Raw genomic sequence first — 22,130 nt, 5'->3', positions numbered from 1 at the left:
CGCCGATTCGCCTCTTGCCCAGAGCATGCCCTGGATTGTTGTGCAGCAGGTCTCGCCCGCCGCCCTTCTCGCTGGCCTGTGGCAGGTGCGTACTGGATGAAAAAAAACCGTTCGCGGGTGCCCCCGGGAACGGCTCTTGCGATGCGGTCGGTGCTGGCCCCGCGGGGCCAGCCAGCGGGACTCAGCCCAGTGCCGCCACCAGCTCGGGCACGACCGTGTTCAGGTCGCCCACCAGGCCGTAGTCGGCCACGGAGAAGATCGGCGCCTCCGGATCCTTGTTGATCGCTACGATCACCTTGGAGTCCTTCATGCCAGCCAGATGCTGGATCGCGCCGGAAATACCGACAGCGATGTACAGCTGCGGTGCCACGATCTTGCCGGTCTGGCCGACCTGGTAATCATTCGGCACGAAGCCGGCATCGACAGCGGCGCGCGAAGCGCCCAGCGCCGCGCCCAGCTTGTCGGCCAGCGGCGTCAGCACCTTGGTGTAGTTCTCGCCAGAGCCCACGCCACGGCCGCCGGAGACGACGATCTTGGCAGCAGTCAGTTCCGGACGGTCGCTCTTCGCCACTTCACGCGAAACGAACTGCGAGACGCCGGCATCGGCCACGGCCGGCAGGCTTTCGACGGCAGCCGATCCGCCTTCGGCAGCGGCGGCGTCAAAGGCGGTACCACGCACGGTGATGACCTTGACCTTGTCGGCCGATTTCACGGTGGCGATGGCATTGCCGGCGTAGATCGGACGCTCGAAGGTGTCCGGGGCATCGACCTTGGAGATCTCCGAGATCTGGGCCACGTCCAGCTTGGCGGCCACGCGCGGCAGGATGTTCTTGCCGTACGGGGTGGCGGGCGCCAGGATGTGGCTGTAGTCGTTGGCGATGGCCAGCGCCTGCTCGGCCACGTTCTCGGCCAGGCCGTCGCCGAAGTACGGCGCATCGGCCAGCAGCACCTTGGTGACGCCGGCGATCTTGGCGGCGGCGGCAGCGGCGGCCGCTGCATTGGAGCCGGCCACCAGCACGTGGACGTCGCCACCGCACTGGGCGGCTGCGGTCACCGTGTTCAGCGTGGCGGCCTTGATGGTTTGGTTGTCGTGTTCAGCAATGACGAGTGCAGTCATGTTCTCTCTCCCCGCGCTCAGATGACCTTGGCTTCGTTCTTCAGCTTTTGCACCAGCGTGGCGACGTCCGGCACCATCACGCCCGCGCTGCGCTTGGCCGGCTCGACGACCTTCAGCGTGGTCAGGCGCGGCTTGACGTCGACACCGAGGTCTTCCGGCTTGACGGTGTCCAGCGGCTTCTTCTTGGCCTTCATGATGTTCGGCAGCGTGACGTAGCGCGGCTCGTTCAAGCGCAGGTCGGTGGTCACCACCGCCGGCAGCGACAGCGACAGCGTTTCCAGGCCGCCGTCGACTTCACGGGTCACCGAAGCCTTGCCGTCGGCCACGACCACCTTGGAGGCGAAAGTCGCCTGCGGCAGGCCGGCCAGCGCGGCCACCATCTGGCCGGTCTGGTTGGAATCGTCGTCGATGGCCTGCTTGCCCAGGATCACCAGCTGCGGCTGCTCCTTGTCGATCAGGGCCTTCAGCAGCTTGGCCACGGCCAGCGGCTGCAGGTCTTCGCTCGACTCCACCAGAATGCCGCGGTCGGCACCGATGGCCATCGCGGTGCGCAGCGTTTCCTGGCACTGGGCCACGCCGCAGGACACGGCGATCACCTCGGTGGCCACGCCGGCTTCCTTCAGACGCACCGCTTCTTCCACGGCGATTTCGTCAAAGGGGTTCATGCTCATCTTGACGTTGGCCAGATCCACGCCCGTGCCGTCCGACTTCACCCGGACCTTGACGTTGTAGTCCACCACGCGCTTGACTGCGACGAGTACTTTCATGCGCTCACTCCACTGATCACTGATAGTCAGAAATTTGCATCGCTCGCCATTATAACCACCGGTCTGGCGGCGCCTTAGTTTTTCGAACGATCGTACTATTTTATCGGTAAAGAATTGCCGGGCATAGCCCGGCAAGCTCGAAAACCCAGGTCAATTGTGCCGCAGGATGCCCTGCGGCGGCGAATTCGCCTCTGTTTTTCGACTTACCACGCGGTAATCACGGAGTCCTTGTAGGTCGCCTGGATGTATTGCTTCACCTCGGCCGAGTGATAGGCCTTGAGCAGCTTGGCCACCCAAGGCTTGTTCTTGTCGGCTTCGCGCACGGCGATCAGGTTGGCGTACGGCCCCTTCGGACCTTCCATGGCGATCGCGTCCTTGGTCGGCGACAGGCCTGCCGATTCCGCGTAGTTGCCGTTGATGGCGGCGGCGTCGAGATCGTCCAGCGAGCGCGGCAGCTGGGCGGCGTCCAGTTCCACGATCTTCAGCTTCTTCGGGTTCTCGGTGATGTCCAGCGGCGTCGCCTTCAGGCCGGCATCCGCACGCAGCTTGAGCAGGCCCTTGCTCTGCAGCAGCAGCAGGCCGCGGCCGCCGTTGGTGGGATCGTTGGGCACGCCCAGGCGCGCGCCGGCCTTGAGCTGGTCGAGCGACTTGACCTTCTTCGAGTAGATGCCCATCGGGAAGGTCACGGTGAAGCCCGCGTTGGCGAACTTGTAGCCGCGGTCCTTCATCTGCGCTTCCAGGTAGGGCAGGTGCTGGTAGCTGTTGGCGTCGAGGTCGCCGGCGGCCAGTGCGGCGTTCGGCTGGATGTAGTCGCTGAACTCGACCACCTGGATGTTGAGGCCGTCGCGCGCGGCGACCTTCTTCACCTGCTCCATGATCTGGGCGTGCGGGCCGCCGGTGACCCCGATCTTGATCGGCTTGTCCTGCGCCGCGGCCTGGCCGGCCGCGGCCACGCCGAACACGAGGGCGGCAGCGCCCAGGATGGTTTGCAGCACGTTACGACGTTGCATCTTGTGACTTCCCTGTCTGTGATGGCTGGAGATGACTGGCGGCGGCGCGATTCGCTCCGGCTCCGCCTACTTGTGGCTGATGCGGCGGACCAGCCAGTCGCCGAAGCTCTGCACGGCCTGCACGAACACGATCAGGATCACCACCACCGCCACCATCACCTCGGTGATGTAGCGCTGGTAGCCATAGCGGATGCCCAGGTCGCCCAGGCCGCCGCCGCCGATCGCGCCGGCCATGGCCGAGTAGCCGACCAGGCTGACGAAGGTGATGGTCAGGCCGGCGACGATGCCTGGCATGGCCTCGGGCAGCAATACCTTCCAGACGATCTGCCAGGTCGTCGCACCCATCGACTGGGCTGCCTCGACCAGCCCCTTGTCGACCTCGCGCAGCGCCGACTCCACCAGCCGCGCGATGAACGGGATGGCCGCGATGGTCAGCGGCACGACCGCCGCGGCGGTACCGATCGACGAGCCGACGATGAAGCGCGTGAACGGAATCACCACCACCAGCAGGATGATGAAGGGAATCGAGCGCACCGCGTTGGCGACCACGCCGATGGTGCGGTTGAACAGCGGATTCGACAGCACGCCGCCACGGTCGGTCAGGTGCAGCAGCACGCCCAGCGGCACGCCGAACAGCGCACCGACCACGCCCGAGATGCTGACCATCAGCAGCGTCTCGTTGAACGAGGTCAGAAACAGGTCAAACATCTCAGACCACATGCTCGAGCTCCTCGACCACCACGCCCTGCTCCTGCAGGTATGCCATCGCCGCCTTCACGTCGGCCAGTTCGCCGGTGGCCATGATGGCCAGCGAACCGAAGGCCTGCCCCTGGATCTCGTCGATGTGGCCGTGCAGGATGTTGAAATCGAGCCCGTGGCGGCGGATCGCCTGGGCCAGCACCGGCTGGTCCACGCCTTCGCCGGTGAAAGCCAGGCGGTAGACGTGGTCGCGGCCGTTGCCGAGCCGGCTCTCCACGCGCTTGAGCACGCTGGCCGGCAGTTCCTGCGCGATCACGTCGCCGATCATGGCACGCGTGACTTCGTGCTGCGGGCGCAGGAAGACATCGATCACGCGCCCCTGCTCCACCACGCGACCGGCGTCGAGCACCGCGACGCGGTCGCATACCTGCTTGATGACCTCCATCTGGTGCGTGATCATCACGATGGTCAGGCCGAGTTCGCTATTGATCTTGCGCAGCAGCTCCAGGATGGCGCGCGTGGTCTCCGGGTCGAGCGCCGAGGTGGCCTCGTCCGACAGCAATACCTTGGGCTTGCTGGCCAGCGCTCGCGCGATGCCCACGCGCTGCTTCTGGCCGCCGCTGATCTGCGCCGGGTAGCGGTCCTTCAGCTTGTCGAGACCCACCAGCTCCAGCAGCGGCATCACGGCGGCGGCGATCTGCTGCTTGTTCTGGCCGGCCAGTTCCAGCGGCAGGGCCACGTTGTCGTAGACCGTGCGCGAAGACAGCAGGTTGAAATGCTGGAAGATCATGCCGATCTCGCGGCGCGCCTGCCGCAGCGCGCCCTTGTCGAGCGCGGTCAGGTCCTGGCCCGCCACGATGACGCGGCCGCTGGTCGGACGGTTGAGCAGGTTGATGGCGCGCACCAGGGTGCTCTTGCCGGCGCCGCTGCGGCCGATGATGCCAAAGACCTCGCCTGCCGCGATGGACAGGCTGACGTCCCGCAATGCATGCACTTCGCCCGACGCACCGGGAAAGCGCTGCGAGAGACCTTGCAGTTCGATCATGAGAGAAGACGAAAAGAAAACGGCAACAGGCGAGAAGGTCTCCAGCGCTGTTGCCGCACATTATTTTTCTGCGAGGCGCCTATTCTATGCGAACCGCCTCATACCAGAAACGAATTTTTTCCGATTCTCTTATACCAATAGCGCATAAAGCGATGGGAAATCCGCCAGGAATAACACCTTGAAGTGATGTATAAGTTACATCATGCCCGCCAAGCGGGCGCACGCTTGTCGAGGAAGGCCTGCACGCCCTCCAGTGCCGACTCATCCATCATATTGCAGGCCATGGTCTGGCCGGCCAGTTGGTAGGCGGCCTCGATACCCATTTCGAGCTGGCGGTAGAACAGGCCCTTGCCTGCCGCGACCGCCGCCGCCGGCTTTGCGCAGATGCTGGCGGCCAGCCGCGCCACCTCCGCATCGAGCGCCTGCAGCGCCACCGCGGTGTTGATCAGGCCGCGCTCGCGAGCCGCCTGGGCGCTGATCATGTCACCGGTCAGCAGCATCTCCATGGCCTGCTTGCGGCCCAGGTTGCGCGACAGCGCCACACCCGGCGTCGAGCAGAACAGCCCCAGGTTGACGCCGGAGACGGCGAAGCGCGCATCGTCGGCCGCGACCGCGAGATCGCACATGGCCACCAGCTGGCAGCCGGCCGCGGTGGCGATGCCGTGCACGCGGGCAATGACCGGCTGCGGCATCTTCTGGATCGCCATCATCACGCGCGTGCAGCGTTCGAACAGGCGGCGATAGTAATCGTGCGAAGGCTGCGCGCGCATCTCGCGCAGGTCGTGCCCGGCGCAGAAAGCGCGCCCCGCGCCGGCCAGCACCACCACGCGCACGGCCGGGTCGGAAGCGATACGCGCCAACGCGGCCGACAGCGCGTCGAGCAGCCCTTCGGACAGCGCGTTGAAGGCGTCCGGGCGGTTGAGCGTGAGGCGCAGCACGCCCGGCGCGTCGAGTGATTCCTGCAGCAAGGGCGCGGCCGCCCTGTTATCCGATTCGGCCATGATCCAGTCTCCAGTGCCGGCGGCGCGGGCGCGCCGTCAGCCCTCCATCAGCACTTTCAGGTGCGCGGCCACGCTGCGCGCCAGCGCACTCAGGTTGTAGCCCCCCTCGAGGCAGCTGACGATGCGTCCCTGCGCGTGGCGACGCGCCACTTCGAGCAGGCGCTCGGTGATCCAGGCGTAGTCCTGCTCGACCAGGCCCATCTGCCCCATATCATCCTCGCGATGGGCATCGAAGCCGGCCGAGATGAACAGCATCTGCGGCTTGAACTCCTCCAGCCGGGGCAGCCAGATCGTCTCGGCCACCTCGCGCACCGCCATGCCGTTCGAGTAGGCCGGCAACGGGATGTTCGACATGTTCGGCGCGATCGTTTCCGCGCCGCTGTAGGGATAGAACGGGTGCTGGAAGAAGCTGCACATCAGCACGCGCCGGTCGCCGCGGAAGGCCGCCTCGGTACCGTTGCCGTGGTGCACGTCGAAGTCGACGATGGCGACCCGCTCCAGCCCGTGCGCCTCCAGCGCGTGCCGCGCAGCGATCGCCACATTGTTGTAGAAGCAGAAGCCCATGGCACGGTCGGGCTCGGCATGGTGGCCCGGCGGCCGCACGCAGCAGAAGGCGTTCTCCAGCTCGCCGGCGATCACCGCATCGGTCGCCGCCACCGCGGCGCCGGCCGCGTGCGCGGCCGCCTCCAGCGTGCGGGGGTTCATCAGCGTATCGGGATCGATCGGGTGGTAGCCGCTGGCCGGGCTCGCCGCGGCCAGCGCGGCGAGATAGTCGGGACGATGGACGCGCTCGAGATGCGCGGCGGTGGCCGGCGGCGCTTCGCGCCGGTCCAGCAGGCCGTCGAGACCGTGCGAGATCAGGTGGTCTTCGATCGCCTGCAGCCGCTCCGGGCATTCGGGATGGAAATGCCCCATCTCGTGCAACAGGAAGGACGGATGGGTGTAGTAGCCGGTCGGCATGCTCTGCTCTTGTCAGGCCCGTGGCGGGGTAAATTTGTCTCCAATCGCTACGTTAGCACAGGAGGCCGGTCCCGCCCAATGCGCGCGGCGTGGACGCCGCATCCGCTATACTCAAGCGCACTTGCAAAGGACAACATGACCGATTCACAGCGTTCCCTGCGCCGCCCGCTGCTGGGCGCCGCGATCGCCGCCGCGGGCCTGGGCCTGTGCGGCCTCTCCCCCCTGTCGATGGCCGCCGGCAAGCGCCGTGTCGCCCTGCGCGAAGAGGAGATCGAACCCGGACGCTACCGCGACAACGCGCAGACGCAGGCCTTCATCGACGACATGGCGACCCGCCACGGCTTCGCGCGCGAACAGCTCGCCGACTGGTTCGGCCAGACCGTGTATTCGGCGACCGTGGCACGCCTGATCCTGCCGCCGGCCACGCCAGGACGCAAGAGTTGGCGCGCCTATCGCTCGCGCTTCATCGAACCGATCCGCATCAACGCCGGCGTGCGCTTCTGGCAGCAGAACCGCGCCACGCTGCGCCGCGCCGAGGCCGAGTTCGGCGCGCCCGCCTCGGTGATCGTCGGCATCATCGGGGTGGAGACCATCTACGGCCGCGACATGGGCACCTTCCGCGTGATGGACTCGCTCTCCACGCTGGCCTTCGACTACCCCGCCACGCCCAACCGGGACGCGCGCAGCGCGATGTTCCGCAACCAGCTGTCCGACTACCTGCTGTGGTGCCGCGACACCGGCACCGACGTCTTCTCCGTGCTGGGCTCCTATGCCGGCGCCGTCGGCATCCCGCAGTTCATGCCGACCAGCCTGCGCGAGTACGCCATCGACTACGACGGTGACGGCCACGTCGACCTGCGCAACAGCCCCACGGATGCCATCGGCAGCGTCGGCCGCTTTCTCCAGCTGCACGGCTGGGAAGCGGGCCGCCCGGTGGTGTGGCGCATCGCCGGCGACGACGGCAGCCGGGGCGTGGCCGCCGCCGCGGCCGACGGCGAACCCTGGCCCACGCGCACGCTGAACCAGTTGCTCAAGGCCGGGCTGCGTGTGGATGAACCCATCGACCTGGCGAGCGAAGGCGAAACCGGCGTGCTGATCGCCGACCTGCCCACGCCGGACCAGCCGACCGAATACCGCGTCGGGCTGCGCAATTTCTACGTGCTGACGCGCTACAACCGCAGCTTCTTCTATGCGCTCGCGGTGTACGAGCTGGGAGAAGCCGTCAAGGCGGCGATGAGCTGAGACGGCAGGAAACGGGAAAATGCCCCGGCGGTGCGCCGACGCCGCCGGTCCCACGGCGCGGCTTGACACGGTTGCTCTCCCGCAACCCGCAGGGGGCTGCAGAACGAGCGGCGCAAGACCAGCCTCAGGCCGGGAACACGCCTGTCGACAGGTAGCGGTCGCCGCGGTCGCACACCACGAAGACGATGGTGGCATTCTCGACTTCCTCGGCAACGCGCAGGGCAACGCACAGCGCGCCAGCCGCCGAGATGCCGCAGAAGATGCCCTCCTCGCTCGCCATGCGGCGCGCCATGTGCTCGGCATCCGCCTGGCTGACGGGCTCGGTGCGGTCGATGAACTTCGGATCGTAGATCTTGGGCAGGTAGGCTTCCGGCCATTTACGTATGCCCGGAATGCGCGACCCCTCGGCCGGCTGCGCTCCGACGATCTGGACGGCGGGATTCTGCTCTTTCAGGTACCGCGACACGCCGGTGATGGTGCCGGTGGTCCCCATGGCGGAGACGAAATGCGTGACGCGCCCTTCCGTATCGCGCCAGATCTCGGGACCCGTGGTCTCGTAGTGCGCCAATGGGTTGTCCGGATTGGCGAACTGGTCGAGGATCACCCCCTTGCCCTCGCGCTGCATCGACTCCGCCAGGTCGCGCGCATACTCCATGCCGCCCTTGACGGGCGTGAGCAGGATCTCGGCGCCGTAGGCCGCCATGCTCTGGCGGCGCTCGAGGCTCAGGTCCTCGGGCATGATCAGCACCATCTTGTAGCCGCGGATCGCCGCCGCCATGGCCAGCGCGATACCGGTATTGCCCGAGGTGGCTTCGATCAGGGTGTCGCCCGGCTTGATGCGGCCGCGCGCCTCGGCGCGGGCGATCATCGACACGGCGGGCCGGTCCTTGACCGAGCCGGCCGGGTTGTTGCCCTCGAGCTTGCCGAGAATCACATTGCCGCGTTCGGCGTTGCCCGCCCCGGGGATGCGCTGCAGTTGCACCAGCGGGGTGTTGCCGATGGTGTCTTCGATCGTCTTGTAGGCCATGGTGCTGGATCATCAATGTCGGCGGACATTGTAATGCAGCGGCCTGTCCCTTGCCGGCGACGCCCCGGCAAGGGACGGTCGGCGCTCAGCCCTGCTCGCGGCCCTTGCCGAGCAGGTGGTAGAGCAGGATCGCGCCGAAGGTGGCGGTGCCGATGCCGCCCAGGGTCATGCCGCCCAGCTTCAACGTCAGGTCGCCGGCGGCCACGGTCAGCGTGGCGCCCACCGTGATCAGGTTGCGGGAACTGGAGAAGTCCACATGGTTCTGCACCCAGATACGGCCGGCGGTGGCCGAGATCAGGCCGAACACGACGATGGTCAGGCCACCGATCACCGGTCCGGGAATGGTCAGGATCAGTGCGCCGAACTTGGGCGAGAAGCCCAGCACGAGAGCCACCGCGGCCGCCACCACGAAGATCAGCGTGGAGTAGATGCGCGTCACCGCCATCACGCCCATGTTCTCCGCATAGGTGGTCACGCCGGTGCCGCCGCCGCTGGCCGAGATCATGGTGGCGATGCCATCGCCGATGAAGGCGCGGCCGATATAGGGATCCAGGTTGCGGCCGGTCATCACGCCGATGGCCTTGATGTGGCCGAGGTTCTCGGCCACCAGCACGATGGCCACCGGGGCGATCAGCAACATCGCATTGGCGTCGAACACCGGCGCGGTGAACACCGGCAGGCCGAACCAGGCCGCGCTCGCCACGCCGGAGAAGTCGATCGGCTTGCCCAGCCCCATCACATTGGTGGCAAGCCAGTACAGCAGGTAGCCTGCCAAGCCGCCCAGCAGTACCGGCAGGCGGCCCAGCATGCCGGGCATGCGCACTGCCACCAGGCCGACCGCGAACACGGTCAGCAGGCCGACCCAGGTGTCGAGCGAACCGCCGCTGACGGCCTTGACCGCCACCGGCGCCAGGTTCAGGCCGATGGCCGCGACGATGGCGCCGGTCACCACCGGCGGCATCAGGCGCTCCACCCACTGATAGCCGATCGCCTGCACCACCAGGCCGATCACCGTGTACAAGGCACCGGCGGCGATGATGCCGCCGAGCGCCAGCGGAATATTGGCGTTGGGGCCGCTGCCGCCATAGCCGGTGGCAGCGATCACCACGGCGATGAAGGCAAAGCTCGAACCCAGGTAGCTGGGCACGCGGCCGCGCACGCACAGGAAGAAGATCAGGGTGCCGATACCGGAGAACAGGATGGCGATATTCGGCGGGAAGCCCATCAGGATGGGCGCGATCGCGGTCGAGCCGAACATGGCCACCACGTGCTGGATCCCCGCCAGCAGCGTCTGCCCCGCTGGCAGGCGCTCGTCCGGGGCGATCACGCCCTCGGTCTTCAGCTTCCATTTCGGCAAGAAGCCCGTGCCGCCGATCTCTTCGTTCTGCATCTGTTTTTTCTCCCGATCTGCTTCTCTTGTCAGTGCTGTCAGTGCTACCGGTGCTGCCGGTGCTGCCGGTGCCGCTCTTATGAATGCATCGTTGCGAGTACGCCTTCCACCTGGCGGCTGGCGCCCGGACCGCTCTTCACTGTCTCTATCGGCGGTGGCCAGCTCCGCCGCCTCTACCCGCTCCGCCATGGCGAAGCCCCGGCGGCGTCCGCATGATACTCCGCGCCAGCGGTCCGGCGGAACGCCCGAGCTTGCGTCGGAGCACGAGTCATGCCAGTTGCCCGGAACGACCGGACGCGGCCAGCGCCCGGCGGCGCCAAAGCAAAAGCCCCGGACATGCCGGGGCTTGCATGAGACGGCGCCGCGAAACGGTGCCGCCAGGGCGCGGCCGCGCTCAGCGTGCGGGCTTGGCCACCGCCTTGGCACCGGCCTTCGGGTCCGGCCTGGCGTCCTTCTTCGCCGCCGTAGCCGGGCGCGAGCCGAAACTCAGGCCCTGCTCCTGCAGCCGCACCACCGACTTCGGTCCCACGCCCTTGACGCGCTGGGCGAAGTCGTCGGCATCTTTGTAGGGCCCGTTCCGACTGCGTTCCTCGATGATGGTGCCCGCCGTGGCCGGCCCGATACCCTTGATGGTGCGCAGCGCCGCTTCGTCGGCGTTGTTGACGTCGACCGCGTGGGCGGCGCTGCCCAGGGAAAAGGCCAGTGCGCCCAACACGGCCAGCAAGGCTCGTTTGCTCATGGATGACTCTCCTATCCGGTTGCTCAGGACCTCGCCGCAAGAGGCGGGTCCAGCGCAGGATAAGAGGCAGCGGGCGGCTGTGCGTCGATCGGCCACACAAGTTGACACCATCCGCACCGGGATGTGTCCGTCGCGGGGGCGGGCCCCGGAACGACCCGGCCGGATCAGCCGCGCTGCAGCAGCCAGCGGCAATAGCGCGCCACGCCTTCCTGCACCGTCAGGAAGGGCTGGTCATAGCCGGCTGCGCGCAGGCGCGACATGTCCGACTGGGTGAAGCACTGGTACTTGCCGCGCAGCGCGTCAGGGAACTTGATGTACTCGAGCAGCCCTTCCTGCGTCATTTCCGCCAGGCTCAGCGCCGGCTTGCCCTCGGCCTCACGCAGCGTGTTGACCACCGTGGTGGCGATATCGTTGAAGGGCTGAGCGCGGCCGGTGCCGAGGTTGAAGATGCCGGACTTGTCCGGATGCTCGAGGAAGAACAGGTTGACCTTGACCACATCCTCGACCGAAATGAAATCGCGGCTGTGGCCGCCGGGGGCATAGCCGCCGTATTCGCCGAACAGCTTGACGATGCCTTCGCTGCGGAACTGGTTGAAGTTGTGGAAGGCCACCGAGGCCATGCGGCCCTTGTGGTCCTCGCGAGGACCATAGACATTGAAGTAGCGGAAGCCGACGATCTGCGACAGCGCACCCGGCAGCGTGCGGCGCACCACCTGGTCGAACAGGAACTTCGAATAGCCGTAAACGTTCAGCGGCTTCTCGTAGGCCCGCTCCTCGCGGAAGGTCTGCGAGGCACCATAGGTGGCGGCCGACGAGGCATAGAGGAACTGTGCACCGAGGTCCAGGCAATGCCGCAGCAGCGTCTGGGTGTAGCGGAAATTGTTCTCCATCATGTAGCGCCCGTCGGTCTCCATGGTGTCGGAGCAGGCGCCCTCGTGGAAGATCGCGCGGATCTTGCCGAACTCGCCGCGCGCCAGGCGGGCGAGAAAGTCTTCCTTGTCGAGGTAGTCGCGGATCTCGCAGTCGACGAGGTTGTGGAACTTGTCCGCCCGCGTCAGGTTATCCACGGCGATGATGTTGTCCTCGCCCCGCTCGTTCAGGCCCTTGACGAGGTTGCTGCCGACAAAGCCGGCAGCGCCGGTCACGATGATGGTCATGGTCGTTCCAACGAATCCAACTAGTCCAACAGGTCCGACGGGTGCTGTGCGGGCACGTTGCGCCCTCAGCCCGCCGCGCCGAACAGTTCGGCGTAGCTGACCACGGCCGTGCCCAGCTTGCCCACCACGATGCCGCCGGCCCGGTTAGCCAGTTGCACCGCTTCCTTGAGAGGCACGCCGGCGCCGAGCATGGCCGCCAGCGTGGCGATCACCGTATCGCCGGCACCGGATACGTCATAGACTTCACGCGCCTGCGCCGACACGTGCAGCACCTCGGTCTCGGTATAGAGCGTCATGCCCTCCTCCGAGCGCGTCAGCAGCAGCGCCTCGAGCTGCAGGTCGCGGCGCAGGTTCTGCGCGCGCACGGTCAGGTCGGCCTCGGTCTTCCACGCGCCCACCACATGGCGCATCTCGGCGCGGTTTGGCGTGATCAGCGTGGCGCCGCGGTAGCGTGAGTAGTCGTCGCCCTTCGGGTCGACCAGCACCGCGCGGCCGGCGGCCCGACCGGCCTCCACCATGCGGCCGACGTGCGCCAGGCCGCCCTTGCCGTAATCGGACAGCACCAGTACCTCGTGCTCGGCCAGCAGCGACTGGAAGCGGTCCTGCACCGAGCGCAGCACTTCGTGCGTCGGCGGCTTCTCGAAGTCCACGCGCAGCAGTTGCTGCTGCTGCGCCACCACGCGCAGCTTGATAGTGGTATTGACGTTCGCATCGCGGTGCAGGTACGGCTTGACCTCGCTGGCCTCCAGCAAGGTCTCCAGCATGCGGCCCGGCTCGTCGTCGCCGATCACGCCCAGCATGCCCACGCGCGCGCCCAGCGCAGCAGCGTTGCGCGCCACGTTGGCGGCGCCGCCCAGGCGCTCGTCGCTGCGCTTGATCTGCACCACCGGCACCGGCGCCTCCGGTGAGATGCGCTCGACATCGCCGAACCAGTAGCGGTCGAGCATCATGTCGCCGACCACCAGAATGCGGGCCTGGCGGATCTGCTCCTGCGGAATCACGGTCTTGTTCATCGGCTTCCCTTGGCAACGCCGCCCGGCCCGTCAGCGGGGCGGCTGGCTTGCATACCCGTTTGCCTCGTGGGCTATTGCTCTGCGGCCGCGGCCGTCGAGGGCCGTCCGATCGCGTGGTATTCGATGCCCGCCTCCTGCATGGCCTCCGGCTCGTACAGGTTACGGCCATCGAAGATCACCGGCGCCTTCAGGCGCGCGCGGATCTGCGCGAAGTCAGGACTGCGGAACACCTTCCATTCGGTCATGATGATCAGCGCGTCAGCCCCTTCCAGCGCCGGCATCTGCTGCTCGCAGAAGTGCACGCGCGCCATGCCGCCATCGATGTCGGCAAGGTCCATCGCCATCACGCGGCGGGCCTCCTCCATCGCCACCGGATCGTGCACACGCAACGCCGCACCACGCGAAACCAGCTCGCGCACCAGCACGCGCGAAGGGGCTTCGCGCATATCGTCGGTATTGGGCTTGAAGGCCAGCCCCCACAGGGCGAAGGTGCGCCCCGCCAGGTCTTCGCCGAAGCGGCGCACCACCTTCCGCCCCAGGATCGCCTTCTGCGCGTCGTTGACAGCCTCGACCGCCTCCAGCACGCGCAGCGGCTTGCCGTAGGCGGCAGCCGTGCGCATCAGCGCCTGCACGTCTTTGGGAAAACATGAGCCGCCGTAGCCGGCACCGGCATAGAGGAAGCTGTAGCCGATGCGGGGGTCCGAGCCGATACCCAGGCGCACCAGTTCGATATCCGCCCCCACTTCGTCGGCCAGGTTGGCCAGCTCGTTCATGAACGAGATCCGCGTGGCCAGCATGGAGTTGGCCGCGTACTTGGTGAACTCGGCCGAACGCACGTCCATGTAGAAGGTGCGCTCGTGGTTGCGGTTGAAGGGTGCGTACAACTGCCGCATGATGGCCTTGGCGTGTCGGCCGGCGACGTCGTCGTCGCAGCCCAGCACGATGCGGTCGGGGCGCATGAAATCCTCGACCGCCGCCCCTTCCTTGAGGAACTCCGGATTCGACACCACGGAGAACTGCAGGTCTTCCAGGTTGCGTGCGGCCAACTCCTGGCGGATCACCGCGGCGACGCGGTCGCCGGTGCCGACCGGCACGGTGGACTTGTCCACCACCACCTTGAAGCCGGTCATGTAGCGGCCGATATTGCGCGCGGCGGCCAGCACATACTGCAGGTCGGCGGAGCCATCCTCGTCGGGCGGCGTACCGACCGCGATGAACTGCACGTCGGCATGCTCGACGCTGGCGGCGATATCGGTCGAGAAGGTCAGCCGGCCGGCGGCACGGTTGCGCTCGATCAGTTCCTTCAGGCCAGGTTCGTAGATAGGCACGCCGCCCGCGTTGAGCAGGGCGATCTTCCGTTCGTCGACGTCCAGGCAGAAGACATCGTTGCCCAGCTCGGCCAGGCAGGCACCGGTCACGAGGCCGACGTAGCCGCTGCCGATGATGGTGACTTTCATTGTTCGTACTCCAGATTCGGGGGCGCGCGCAGGCAGCCGGACTCAGCCCAGCGCTTCGGTGCGGCGCGGCGCATAGGTTTCCCAGCGGGCACAGCCGGGGCACTGCCAATAGAAGAGCCGGGCGCGGAATCCGCACTCGCGGCAGGTGTAGCGCGCCAGGTTGCGCGTGCGGGCCTGCAGCAGCTTGCCGATGGCAGCGGCCTCCTGGCCCTGGTCGGCAACCGGCGTGGCGGTCGCGGTGGCGCCGGCCGCCTCCTGTGCCGGCGCTTCCTGCCGGCCCAGTTCGGCCTGCGCCTCGAAATAGCGTGTCAGCGCCAGCAGCGAAGGCTGGCGGCGCAACTGGTCGCGCATCAGCGTCACCGCGGCGGCCGCCCCGTTTGCCTCCAGTTCGGCGCGATAGGCCGTGTCGAGCAGCTCTGGAGCCAGATTGCCCTTGAGCAGGCCATGCAGCCAGTCGAGCGCGCGTCCTTGCTGTCCCAGCTGGTGGTAGGCTTTGACCACGCGGTCGGCCACCAGCGGCACGAAGGCGGCATCCTGCCGCTCGATGCCGAGCCAGTGCTCCAGCGCCGCCGCAGGATCGCCGGCGGCGGAGGACACGTCGCCCAGCAGCATCGGCGCGCGCACGTTCTTCGGGTTCTCCTTGAGTGCCTGATGCAGCCACTGCACCGCCTGCTCGGGCTGCTTGCGCTGCAGCGCCTCCTGGCCCAGCTCGCAGCAGAACTGCGCGATCTGCACGCTGTAGTCCTTCTGCTCGAGCCCCTGCAGCTCACGCGCGGCGTCGATCGCCTTCTTCCATTCTTTCTCGACCTGGTACAGCTCGAGCAGTACCCGCTTGGACGATGCGGCATAGGGGCCGGACATCAGGCGCCGCAGCGACTCCTCGGCGCGATCCAGCAGCCCCGCCCGCAGGAAGTCCTGCCCCAGCTCGTACAAGGCGTGTTCGCGTTCGGACTCGGGCAGGTCGGGACGACTGGCGAGGTTCTGATGCACGCGGATGGCGCGCTCGGTCTCGCCGCGCCGGCGGAACAGCGCCCCCAGCGCGAAATGGAGTTCAGTGGTTTCCGGATCGAGCCGGGCCACTTCGATGAAGGCGTCGATGGCCTTGTCAGGCTGCTCGTTGAGCAGGAAATTGAGGCCTTTGAAGTAGGAGCGCGGCAGCGCCCCCTGCTCGCTCAGCAGCTGGCGCACGTCGAAACGCGCGGCCACCCAGCCCAGGCCGAAGACGAGCGGCAGTCCCAGCAGCCACCAGGTTTCAAACATCATGACTCAGACTTTCGGTCCCATTATGTTGTAGGGAACGCCCGTCCCGCGCTCACTGCTCTCTGCCGCCTGCTGCGCGCGTGCCGCATCCAGCGAACGGCGCAAACGGCTGGCCTCCATGCGCTGGCGCATCAGCGCCGGCGCGACCGCGATCAGCGCGGCGACGATGCCGAGCGCGAAGGCGGCAAGCAGGATCAGGATCAACGGCGCGTGCCAGACTGCGCCGAAAAACAACTGCAGCGCCGCCTCGCCGGTATTTCGCAGTGCCAGCACGAACAGCAGCACGAACAGCACGATGCGGATGGTCCAGGCAACAAGTTTCATGCGAGCAAGGATGGACTAGAAAAGCGCGTTCAGGAGCCGGCGCCACGGCACTTGCGGCGAATTCCCGGCATTGTAACGGAATCGTTCGGCGCCGAAGGTAAGCCCTTGCCTGCAATCTGTGACGAAACATGACAGGCACGCCACACGGCGGCAAGAGATGCCGGCGGCCCCAACGAAAAAAGCGCTCCGGTCAGGAGCGCTTTTGCAGACAGCCGCGGAGCGGACCCGCTCAGGAGCGGACCAGGTTCAGCCCGCCGTCCAACAGCGCGCTGCCACCCGCCTGGGCCGATTGCCCGGCCTGGCCATGGGCGGCATGCGCACCGCCGCCACCGCTGCCGCCGTTGACCGGCGACCGCAGCAGCGAACGGTCCACCCGCTCGCGCAATTCCTTGCCCGCCTTGAAGTGCGGCACCCGTTTCTCGGGCACCAGCACGCGTTCGCCGGACTTGGGATTGCGGCCAACGCGCGGCGGACGCCGGTTCAGACCGAAGCTGCCGAAGCCGCGGATCTCGATGCGATGGCCGTCGGCCAGCGCATCGGACATCGCGTCGAGGATCGTTTTCACCGAAATGTCCGCATCGCGCAGCAGCAGCTGCGGGAAACGGCCAGCCAGTTTTTCGACGAGCTCGGACTTGGTCATGGGCATCCGCTACGCGTGGAACCAGCGCTTACTGGTTGTCCTGGCCCAGCTTGGCCTTCAGCAGCGCGCCCAGGTTGGTCGTGCCGGCAGTGCTGGTATCGGCCTGGAACTTCTGCATCGCTTCCTGCTGCTCTGCGTTGTCCTTGGCCTTGATCGACAGGTTGATGTTGCGCGACTTGCGGTCGACGTTCACCACCAGGGCGGTGATCTGTTCGCCTTCCTTCAGCACGTTGCGAGCATCTTCCACGCGGTCAGCCGCGATTTCCGAAGCGCGCAGGTAGCCTTCCACGTCGTCAGCCAGCTGCACCACGGCGCCCTTGGCATCCACCGCCTTGATGGTGCCGGTCACGATGGAGCCCTTGTCGTTGGCCGAGATGAAGTTGTTGAACGGATCGCCCGACAGCTGCTTGATACCCAGCGAGATGCGTTCCTTGTCGACGTCGATACCCAGCACCACGGCTTCCACTTCGTCGCCCTTCTTGTACTTGCGCACGGCTTCTTCGCCGGCTTCGTTCCAGGACAGGTCGGACAGGTGGACCAGGCCGTCGATGCCACCGGGCAGGCCGATGAACACGCCGAAGTCGGTGATCGACTTGATCTGGCCCGACAGCTTGTCGCCCTTCTTGTGGTTGCGGCTGAAATCGTCCCACGGGTTGGCCTTGCACTGCTTCATGCCCAGGCTGATACGACGCTTGTCTTCGTCGATATCCAGCACCATGACTTCGACTTCGTCACCCAGCTGGACAACCTTGGACGGGGCCACGTTCTTGTTGGTCCAGTCCATTTCCGACACGTGCACCAGGCCTTCGATGCCGGCTTCGATCTCGACGAACGCGCCGTAGTCGGTCAGGTTGGTCACCTTGCCGAACAGGCGGGTGCCTTGCGGGTAGCGGCGCGAGATGCCGACCCACGGATCTTCGCCCAGTTGCTTCACGCCCAGCGAGACGCGGTTCTTTTCCTGGTCGAACTTGAGGATCTTGGCGGTGATTTCCTGGCCAACCGACAGCACTTCGCTCGGGTGGCGGACGCGGCGCCATGCCAGGTCGGTGATGTGCAGCAGGCCGTCGATGCCGCCCAGGTCAACGAACGCACCGTAGTCGGTGATGTTCTTGACGATACCGTTGACGATGGCGCCTTCCTTCAGGGTTTCCATCAGCTTCTGGCGCTCTTCGCCCAGGGTCGCTTCCACCACGGCGCGGCGCGACAGCACCACGTTGTTGCGCTTGCGATCCAGCTTGATGACCTTGAATTCCAGGGTCTTGCCTTCGTACGGCGTGGTGTCCTTGATCGGACGCACGTCGACCAGCGAGCCGGGCAGGAAGGCGCGGATGCCGTTGACCATGACGGTCAGGCCGCCCTTGACCTTGCCGGTCACGGTACCCGAGATGATCTCGCCGTCTTCCAGGGCCTTCTCGAGGTTCAGCCACGAGGCCAGGCGCTTGGCCTTGTCGCGCGAAAGGATGGTGTCGCCATAGCCGTTCTCGAGCGCGTCGATGGCCACGGAGACGTAGTCGCCGGCCTGCACTTCGAGTTCGCCCTGGTCGTTCAGGAACTCCTCCACCGGCACGAAAGCCTCGGACTTGAGGCCGGCGTTGACGACCACGAAGTTGTGGTCGATGCGCACGACTTCAGCGGAGATCACTTCGCCAGCCTTCATATTGGAGCGGGCGATCGATTCCTCGAACAGTGCGGCAAAGGATTCGTTAGTTTGCAGGTCGGACATAAACGTAGGTTAACAATCCGCAGTACGCTGGCCGGCGCGAGGATCGCGCACAGTCTGCCAATGCAGCGGGGTCAGGTTGAACAAAAGCCGGCGCCGGCCGTCATCGACCGGGCAAGCCGCCTCGGCGCCTGATGGCACGCCGGCCGCGTGAAGCATCACGCGCGCGTTTCGGCATGCCACGCGAGCACCTGCGCAACCGCCTGCTCCACCGTCATGTCGGAGGTATCGAGCAGCCGCGCATCTTCGGCGGGACGCAGCGGCGCGGCGGCACGGGTACGATCCCGCGCGTCGCGCGCCTCGAGGTCACGCAAAAGGTCTTCGATATTAGCAGAAATCCCCTTATCAATCAATTGTTTATAGCGTCTCCGGGCGCGTGCCTCGGCGCTTGCCGTCAAGAACACTTTCAGCCCGGCGTCGGGAAAGATCACGGTGCCCATGTCGCGCCCGTCCGCCACCAGCCCCGGCAGCTTGCGGAAGTCGCGCTGCAGCCTGGTCAGGGCGTCGCGTACCGGCTGATGCACCGCGAGCGCCGAGGCGCGGTTGCCGATCGCCTCGGCGCGTATCGCCAGGCTCACTTCCTCGCCAGCCAGCCAGACCCGGTCCGGGCCGAACTTGACATCGAGGCTGGCCGCCAGTTTTGCAAGCGCCTCGACATCCTGGACGTCGATGTCCACGCGCACGCTGGCCAGCGCCACCAGCCGGTACAAGGCACCGCTGTCGAGCAGGTGGAAGGCCAGCGCATCGGCGACCTTGTGCGCGACAGTACCCTTGCCGGAAGCCGTGGGTCCATCGATGGTGATGACATCAACGATAGTCATTTTTGATTACAACAACAAAAATAATTGCCTTGAAAAGCAAATAGGAATCATTATCATTTGGTCATGGTGCACACGCTGGATCGAATGACCTCCCGCTGCGTGCCATTTACGGACCCTCATCGCGCAAGGCAATCTACCATGGCCAAAACCCTGTCGTTCGGCGTCATGCACCTCGGCATCGCCTTCAGCGTCACCTACGCGCTGACCGGCAGCCTGGCCATCAGCGGCGCCATCACCTTCATCGAGCCGGCCGTCAACACCGTGGCCCACTACTTCTTCGAACGCTTCTGGGCACGGCGCGAAGCCCGCGCCCATGCGGCAGGACCGGCGGAACCGGCTGCGCCCGCCGCGGCGGATGCCATGCCGGGCGGCTGATACGGTGCCCCGCGGCGCCTCAGCGTGCGACGCCGGCCAGGACCTGGAAGTAGTCGGGGAAGGTCTTCGCCACGCAGCCCGGCTCATTGATGCGCACCGGCAGCGGCCCGAAGGCCGCCAGCGCAAAACACATCGCCATCCGATGATCATCATAGGTGTCGATGCCCTCGGCCGGACTTTGCCATTGCTGCGGCGGCGTCACGCGCAGGTAGTCCGCGCCCTCCTCCACCTCCGCGCCGAGCTTGCGCAATTCCTTCGCCATCGCCGCGATGCGGTCGGTTTCCTTGACCCGCCAGCTGGCGATGTTGGTCAGCGTGGTGGTGCCCTTGGCGAACAGCGCGGCTACCGCCAGCGTCATCGCCGCGTCGGGAATGTGGTTGCAATCGAGCTCGATGGCATGCAGGCCGCCATCGTCGCGCTCGGTGCCACGCACCTCGATCCAGTTGTCGCCCGCCATCATGTTGGCACCCATGCGATTGAGCGCATCGGCGAAGCGGACGTCCCCCTGGATACTGGCCATGCCGACACCCTCCACGCGCAGCGGGCCGCCGCCGATGGCGCCAGCCGCCAGGAAGTAGGACGCCGACGAGGCATCGCCCTCGACGAAGATCTCGCCAGGCGAGCGGTAGCGCGCCCCCGCCGGCAGCACGAAGCGCGACCAGCCATCGCGCTCGACCACCACGCCGAAACGCGCCATCAGGTTCAGGGTGATCTCGATATAGGGCTTGGAGATCAGCTCGCCCACCACCTCGATCACGATGCGGCCATCGGGCGCCTGCACCAGCGGCAGCGCCATCAGCAGCGCGGTCAGGAACTGGCTGGAAACGTCGCCGCGCACGCGGATCGGCCCATCGATGCGGATCGACGCCGGATGCACCGCCAGCGGAGGATAGCCCTCCGTGCCCAGGTAGTCGATGCGCGCGCCGACCTGGCGCAGGCCATCGACCAGGTCACCGATCGGCCGCTCGTGCATGCGCTGCACGCCGGACAAGCGGTAGCTGCCGCCCTGCAGCGCCAGCGCCGCGGTCAGCGGACGGATCGCGGTGCCGGCATTGCCCATGAAAAGCTCGGCCGACTTGATGGGGAATCCGCCGCCGGTGCCGCTCACGAGATAATCGGCACCGTCCTGCCGCCAGGCCACGCCCAGCGCCTGGAGGGCCTGCAGCATCACCCGCGTGTCGTCCGAATCGAGCAGATCGCGCACGCGCGTCTCGCCGTCGGCCAGGGCGGCCAGCAGCAGCACACGGTTGGAGATGCTCTTGGAGCCCGGCAGGCGGACCGTGCCGGCGGCACGGGTGAGAGGACCGATCGTAAGGTGTTCCATGGTGGCTGATTGACTGGCTAGCGGGTGGGGACTGGCGGGCACTGCGCAGCGGCGCGGCACGGCTTGCCGCGCCGGCCGGCATCACGGTTCGACGTTGGCAGCGGCGGCGCGCTGGGCGCCCCAGGCGAGCCGCGCCTGGCTGGCGCGCGCGAAGACGCGTTCCAGGCCTTCGCCGTCGCTGGCCTCGATCCGCGCCTTCAGGTGCGCCAGCACGGACTGGTAGGTGGCGATCTCGCGCAGCAGCGCATCACGGTTCGCCACGCAGATGTCGCGCCACATCTCCGGCGATGACGCCGCGATGCGGGTGAAGTCGCGGAAGCCGCCGCCGGCGAAATCCAGTTTCAGTGCGGCGTCCTCGGCATTGGCCACCTGGGCCACCAGCGCGTAGGACAACACGTGCGGCAGGTGGCTGACGGCCGCGAACACGGCATCGTGCTGGACCGCGGACATCACGTGGCAATCGGCGCCTGCCGCTTCCCACATCGCCCGCACGGCGGCGACATCCGCACGCGCGTTCTCCTGCAGCGGGCACAGCACGGTCTTCTTGCCTTCATAGAGCCCCGCCAGCGCGGCCTCGACGCCGTTGAGCTCGCGCCCGGCGATCGGATGGGCGGGAACGAACTGCGCCACCTTGTCGCCCAGCGCGGTCTTGGCCGCCATGATGACGTCGGACTTGGTGCTGCCGGCATCGGTGACGATGGTGCCCGGCTCGAGATGCGGCTCGAGCGCGTGCAGCAAGGCGAAGGTCTGCGCCACCGGCGCGCACAGCACGATCAGGCTGGCGCCCTTGGCCGCAACCTCCAGCGGCGCGGCTTCGTCGATCACGCCCAGTGCCTGGGCCCGCTCGAGCGAGGCCCGGGAGCGCCCGACACCGATCACCTTGCCGGCCACACCGGCCCGCTTGAGCGCCAGCGCGAGCGAACCTCCGATCAGGCCGACACCGACGATGACGACACGGGAAAAATGAAGAGCGGACACGGGAATACGCTGCCTGCCAGGCGAGGAAATTTCGGGAATCCGATATTGTAGCCGGTCGCGCGCG

The 22,130-nt window shown here is 66.8% G+C and carries 22 protein-coding genes; 2 read left to right on the top strand and 20 right to left on the bottom strand.

The window, feature by feature from the left end; genetic code table 11:
• Positions 1–181: 181 nt before the first annotated feature.
• The 7 genes from BKK80_RS06465 to BKK80_RS06435 all read right to left on the bottom strand — a co-directional run bounded on the left by BKK80_RS06465 (position 182) and on the right by BKK80_RS06435 (position 6,599).
• Positions 182–1,117, bottom strand: a complete 936-nt coding sequence (locus BKK80_RS06465; protein ID WP_071011670.1) for an electron transfer flavoprotein subunit alpha/FixB family protein — start codon at positions 1,115–1,117, stop codon at positions 182–184.
• Positions 1,118–1,134: 17 nt separating this feature from the next.
• On the bottom strand, positions 1,135–1,884 hold the full coding sequence (locus tag BKK80_RS06460) for an electron transfer flavoprotein subunit beta/FixA family protein (protein WP_071011668.1): 750 nt from the start codon (positions 1,882–1,884) through the stop codon (positions 1,135–1,137).
• A 203-nt stretch (positions 1,885–2,087) separates the two neighbouring features.
• Positions 2,088–2,894, bottom strand: coding sequence for a MetQ/NlpA family ABC transporter substrate-binding protein (locus tag BKK80_RS06455; RefSeq protein ID WP_071011666.1), 807 nt, complete (start codon positions 2,892–2,894; stop codon positions 2,088–2,090).
• Between the two features lie 66 nt (positions 2,895–2,960).
• On the bottom strand, positions 2,961–3,614 hold the full coding sequence (locus BKK80_RS06450) for a methionine ABC transporter permease (protein WP_071011665.1): 654 nt from the start codon (positions 3,612–3,614) through the stop codon (positions 2,961–2,963).
• Complete coding sequence (locus tag BKK80_RS06445) at positions 3,604–4,638, bottom strand: methionine ABC transporter ATP-binding protein (protein WP_071011663.1); 1,035 nt, start codon at positions 4,636–4,638, stop codon at positions 3,604–3,606. The genes BKK80_RS06450 and BKK80_RS06445 overlap by 11 nt, the downstream gene beginning before the upstream one ends.
• 200 nt (positions 4,639–4,838) lie before the next feature.
• Complete coding sequence (locus BKK80_RS06440; RefSeq protein WP_071011661.1) at positions 4,839–5,639, bottom strand: enoyl-CoA hydratase; 801 nt, start codon at positions 5,637–5,639, stop codon at positions 4,839–4,841.
• 36 nt (positions 5,640–5,675) lie between these two features.
• Positions 5,676–6,599 carry a histone deacetylase family protein gene (locus BKK80_RS06435; RefSeq protein WP_071068754.1) on the bottom strand — a complete coding sequence of 308 codons (924 nt, stop codon included), beginning with the start codon at positions 6,597–6,599 and terminating at the stop codon, positions 5,676–5,678.
• A 135-nt stretch (positions 6,600–6,734) separates the two neighbouring features.
• Here BKK80_RS06435 and mltB point away from each other — a divergent pair, with 135 nt between their 5' ends.
• Complete coding sequence (gene mltB, locus BKK80_RS06430) at positions 6,735–7,841, top strand: lytic murein transglycosylase B (protein ID WP_071068753.1); 1,107 nt, start codon at positions 6,735–6,737, stop codon at positions 7,839–7,841.
• Between the two features lie 124 nt (positions 7,842–7,965).
• Here the strand turns inward: mltB and cysM are convergent, their stop codons facing one another.
• The 11 genes from cysM to cmk form a co-directional block, all read right to left on the bottom strand.
• Positions 7,966–8,868 carry a cysteine synthase CysM gene (cysM, locus tag BKK80_RS06425; RefSeq protein WP_071068752.1) on the bottom strand — a complete coding sequence of 301 codons (903 nt, stop codon included), beginning with the start codon at positions 8,866–8,868 and terminating at the stop codon, positions 7,966–7,968.
• Positions 8,869–8,953: 85 nt separating this feature from the next.
• Positions 8,954–10,258 (bottom strand): solute carrier family 23 protein, encoded by a 1,305-nt coding sequence (locus BKK80_RS06420; protein WP_071011655.1) that lies wholly within the window; start codon positions 10,256–10,258, stop codon positions 8,954–8,956.
• A 394-nt stretch (positions 10,259–10,652) separates the two neighbouring features.
• Positions 10,653–10,997: a ComEA family DNA-binding protein gene (locus BKK80_RS06415; protein ID WP_071068751.1), complete on the bottom strand. Its 345-nt coding sequence runs from the start codon at positions 10,995–10,997 to the stop codon at positions 10,653–10,655.
• A gap of 164 nt (positions 10,998–11,161) precedes the next feature.
• Positions 11,162–12,154 (bottom strand): ADP-glyceromanno-heptose 6-epimerase, encoded by a 993-nt coding sequence (rfaD, locus tag BKK80_RS06410; RefSeq protein ID WP_071011652.1) that lies wholly within the window; start codon positions 12,152–12,154, stop codon positions 11,162–11,164.
• 65 nt (positions 12,155–12,219) lie between these two features.
• Positions 12,220–13,167, bottom strand: coding sequence for a D-glycero-beta-D-manno-heptose-7-phosphate kinase (rfaE1, locus tag BKK80_RS06405; protein WP_071011651.1), 948 nt, complete (start codon positions 13,165–13,167; stop codon positions 12,220–12,222).
• 71 nt (positions 13,168–13,238) lie between these two features.
• A complete protein-coding gene (locus BKK80_RS06400) occupies positions 13,239–14,624 on the bottom strand; it encodes a UDP-glucose dehydrogenase family protein (RefSeq protein WP_071011649.1) in 1,386 nt (461 codons plus the stop codon).
• A 42-nt stretch (positions 14,625–14,666) separates the two neighbouring features.
• Positions 14,667–15,887, bottom strand: a complete 1,221-nt coding sequence (gene lapB / locus BKK80_RS06395; RefSeq protein ID WP_071011647.1) for a lipopolysaccharide assembly protein LapB — start codon at positions 15,885–15,887, stop codon at positions 14,667–14,669.
• Between the two features lie 3 nt (positions 15,888–15,890).
• Positions 15,891–16,208: a LapA family protein gene (locus BKK80_RS06390; protein WP_071011646.1), complete on the bottom strand. Its 318-nt coding sequence runs from the start codon at positions 16,206–16,208 to the stop codon at positions 15,891–15,893.
• 229 nt (positions 16,209–16,437) lie between these two features.
• Positions 16,438–16,848: an integration host factor subunit beta gene (locus tag BKK80_RS06385; RefSeq protein WP_071016182.1), complete on the bottom strand. Its 411-nt coding sequence runs from the start codon at positions 16,846–16,848 to the stop codon at positions 16,438–16,440.
• Between the two features lie 28 nt (positions 16,849–16,876).
• Positions 16,877–18,571: a 30S ribosomal protein S1 gene (gene rpsA / locus BKK80_RS06380; RefSeq protein WP_071011644.1), complete on the bottom strand. Its 1,695-nt coding sequence runs from the start codon at positions 18,569–18,571 to the stop codon at positions 16,877–16,879.
• 155 nt (positions 18,572–18,726) lie between these two features.
• A complete protein-coding gene (gene cmk, locus BKK80_RS06375; RefSeq protein WP_071011642.1) occupies positions 18,727–19,389 on the bottom strand; it encodes a (d)CMP kinase in 663 nt (220 codons plus the stop codon).
• Positions 19,390–19,527: 138 nt separating this feature from the next.
• Between cmk and BKK80_RS06370 the strand changes: the two genes are divergently transcribed.
• The gene (locus tag BKK80_RS06370; protein ID WP_071011641.1) at positions 19,528–19,764 is read left to right on the top strand and encodes a DUF2061 domain-containing protein; all 237 of its coding nucleotides are present in this window, start codon (positions 19,528–19,530) and stop codon (positions 19,762–19,764) included.
• Between the two features lie 19 nt (positions 19,765–19,783).
• On the opposite strand, the gene aroA is transcribed toward BKK80_RS06370, so the two are convergent.
• Together aroA and BKK80_RS06360 are read right to left on the bottom strand one after the other, a co-directional pair.
• On the bottom strand, positions 19,784–21,088 hold the full coding sequence (gene aroA / locus BKK80_RS06365; RefSeq protein WP_071011639.1) for a 3-phosphoshikimate 1-carboxyvinyltransferase: 1,305 nt from the start codon (positions 21,086–21,088) through the stop codon (positions 19,784–19,786).
• An 81-nt stretch (positions 21,089–21,169) separates the two neighbouring features.
• Positions 21,170–22,066, bottom strand: a complete 897-nt coding sequence (locus tag BKK80_RS06360) for a prephenate dehydrogenase (RefSeq protein WP_071037304.1) — start codon at positions 22,064–22,066, stop codon at positions 21,170–21,172.
• Positions 22,067–22,130: the final 64 nt, after the last annotated feature.

The organism is Cupriavidus malaysiensis, assembly GCF_001854325.1.
GTDB lineage: Bacteria > Pseudomonadota > Gammaproteobacteria > Burkholderiales > Burkholderiaceae > Cupriavidus > Cupriavidus malaysiensis.
This window is presented reverse-complemented; position numbering and strand designations above follow the sequence as displayed.

What these genes read in the sequence shown, in the direction of transcription:
- BKK80_RS06465 (WP_071011670.1), bottom strand. Translation starts at nt 1,117, where the DNA reads ATGACTGCACTCGTCATTGCTGAACACGACAACCAAACCATCAAGGCC.
- BKK80_RS06460 (WP_071011668.1), bottom strand. Translation starts at nt 1,884, where the DNA reads ATGAAAGTACTCGTCGCAGTCAAGCGCGTGGTGGACTACAACGTCAAG.
- BKK80_RS06455 (WP_071011666.1), bottom strand. Translation starts at nt 2,894, where the DNA reads ATGCAACGTCGTAACGTGCTGCAAACCATCCTGGGCGCTGCCGCCCTC.
- BKK80_RS06450 (WP_071011665.1), bottom strand. Translation starts at nt 3,614, where the DNA reads ATGTGGTCTGAGATGTTTGACCTGTTTCTGACCTCGTTCAACGAGACG.
- BKK80_RS06445 (WP_071011663.1), bottom strand. Translation starts at nt 4,638, where the DNA reads ATGATCGAACTGCAAGGTCTCTCGCAGCGCTTTCCCGGTGCGTCGGGC.
- BKK80_RS06440 (WP_071011661.1), bottom strand. Translation starts at nt 5,639, where the DNA reads ATGGCCGAATCGGATAACAGGGCGGCCGCGCCCTTGCTGCAGGAATCA.
- BKK80_RS06435 (WP_071068754.1), bottom strand. Translation starts at nt 6,599, where the DNA reads ATGCCGACCGGCTACTACACCCATCCGTCCTTCCTGTTGCACGAGATG.
- mltB (WP_071068753.1), top strand. Translation starts at nt 6,735, where the DNA reads ATGACCGATTCACAGCGTTCCCTGCGCCGCCCGCTGCTGGGCGCCGCG.
- cysM (WP_071068752.1), bottom strand. Translation starts at nt 8,868, where the DNA reads ATGGCCTACAAGACGATCGAAGACACCATCGGCAACACCCCGCTGGTG.
- BKK80_RS06420 (WP_071011655.1), bottom strand. Translation starts at nt 10,258, where the DNA reads ATGCAGAACGAAGAGATCGGCGGCACGGGCTTCTTGCCGAAATGGAAG.
- BKK80_RS06415 (WP_071068751.1), bottom strand. Translation starts at nt 10,997, where the DNA reads ATGAGCAAACGAGCCTTGCTGGCCGTGTTGGGCGCACTGGCCTTTTCC.
- rfaD (WP_071011652.1), bottom strand. Translation starts at nt 12,154, where the DNA reads ATGACCATCATCGTGACCGGCGCTGCCGGCTTTGTCGGCAGCAACCTC.
- rfaE1 (WP_071011651.1), bottom strand. Translation starts at nt 13,167, where the DNA reads ATGAACAAGACCGTGATTCCGCAGGAGCAGATCCGCCAGGCCCGCATT.
- BKK80_RS06400 (WP_071011649.1), bottom strand. Translation starts at nt 14,624, where the DNA reads ATGAAAGTCACCATCATCGGCAGCGGCTACGTCGGCCTCGTGACCGGT.
- lapB (WP_071011647.1), bottom strand. Translation starts at nt 15,887, where the DNA reads ATGATGTTTGAAACCTGGTGGCTGCTGGGACTGCCGCTCGTCTTCGGC.
- BKK80_RS06390 (WP_071011646.1), bottom strand. Translation starts at nt 16,208, where the DNA reads ATGAAACTTGTTGCCTGGACCATCCGCATCGTGCTGTTCGTGCTGCTG.
- BKK80_RS06385 (WP_071016182.1), bottom strand. Translation starts at nt 16,848, where the DNA reads ATGACCAAGTCCGAGCTCGTCGAAAAACTGGCTGGCCGTTTCCCGCAG.
- rpsA (WP_071011644.1), bottom strand. Translation starts at nt 18,571, where the DNA reads ATGTCCGACCTGCAAACTAACGAATCCTTTGCCGCACTGTTCGAGGAA.
- cmk (WP_071011642.1), bottom strand. Translation starts at nt 19,389, where the DNA reads ATGACTATCGTTGATGTCATCACCATCGATGGACCCACGGCTTCCGGC.
- BKK80_RS06370 (WP_071011641.1), top strand. Translation starts at nt 19,528, where the DNA reads ATGGCCAAAACCCTGTCGTTCGGCGTCATGCACCTCGGCATCGCCTTC.
- aroA (WP_071011639.1), bottom strand. Translation starts at nt 21,088, where the DNA reads ATGGAACACCTTACGATCGGTCCTCTCACCCGTGCCGCCGGCACGGTC.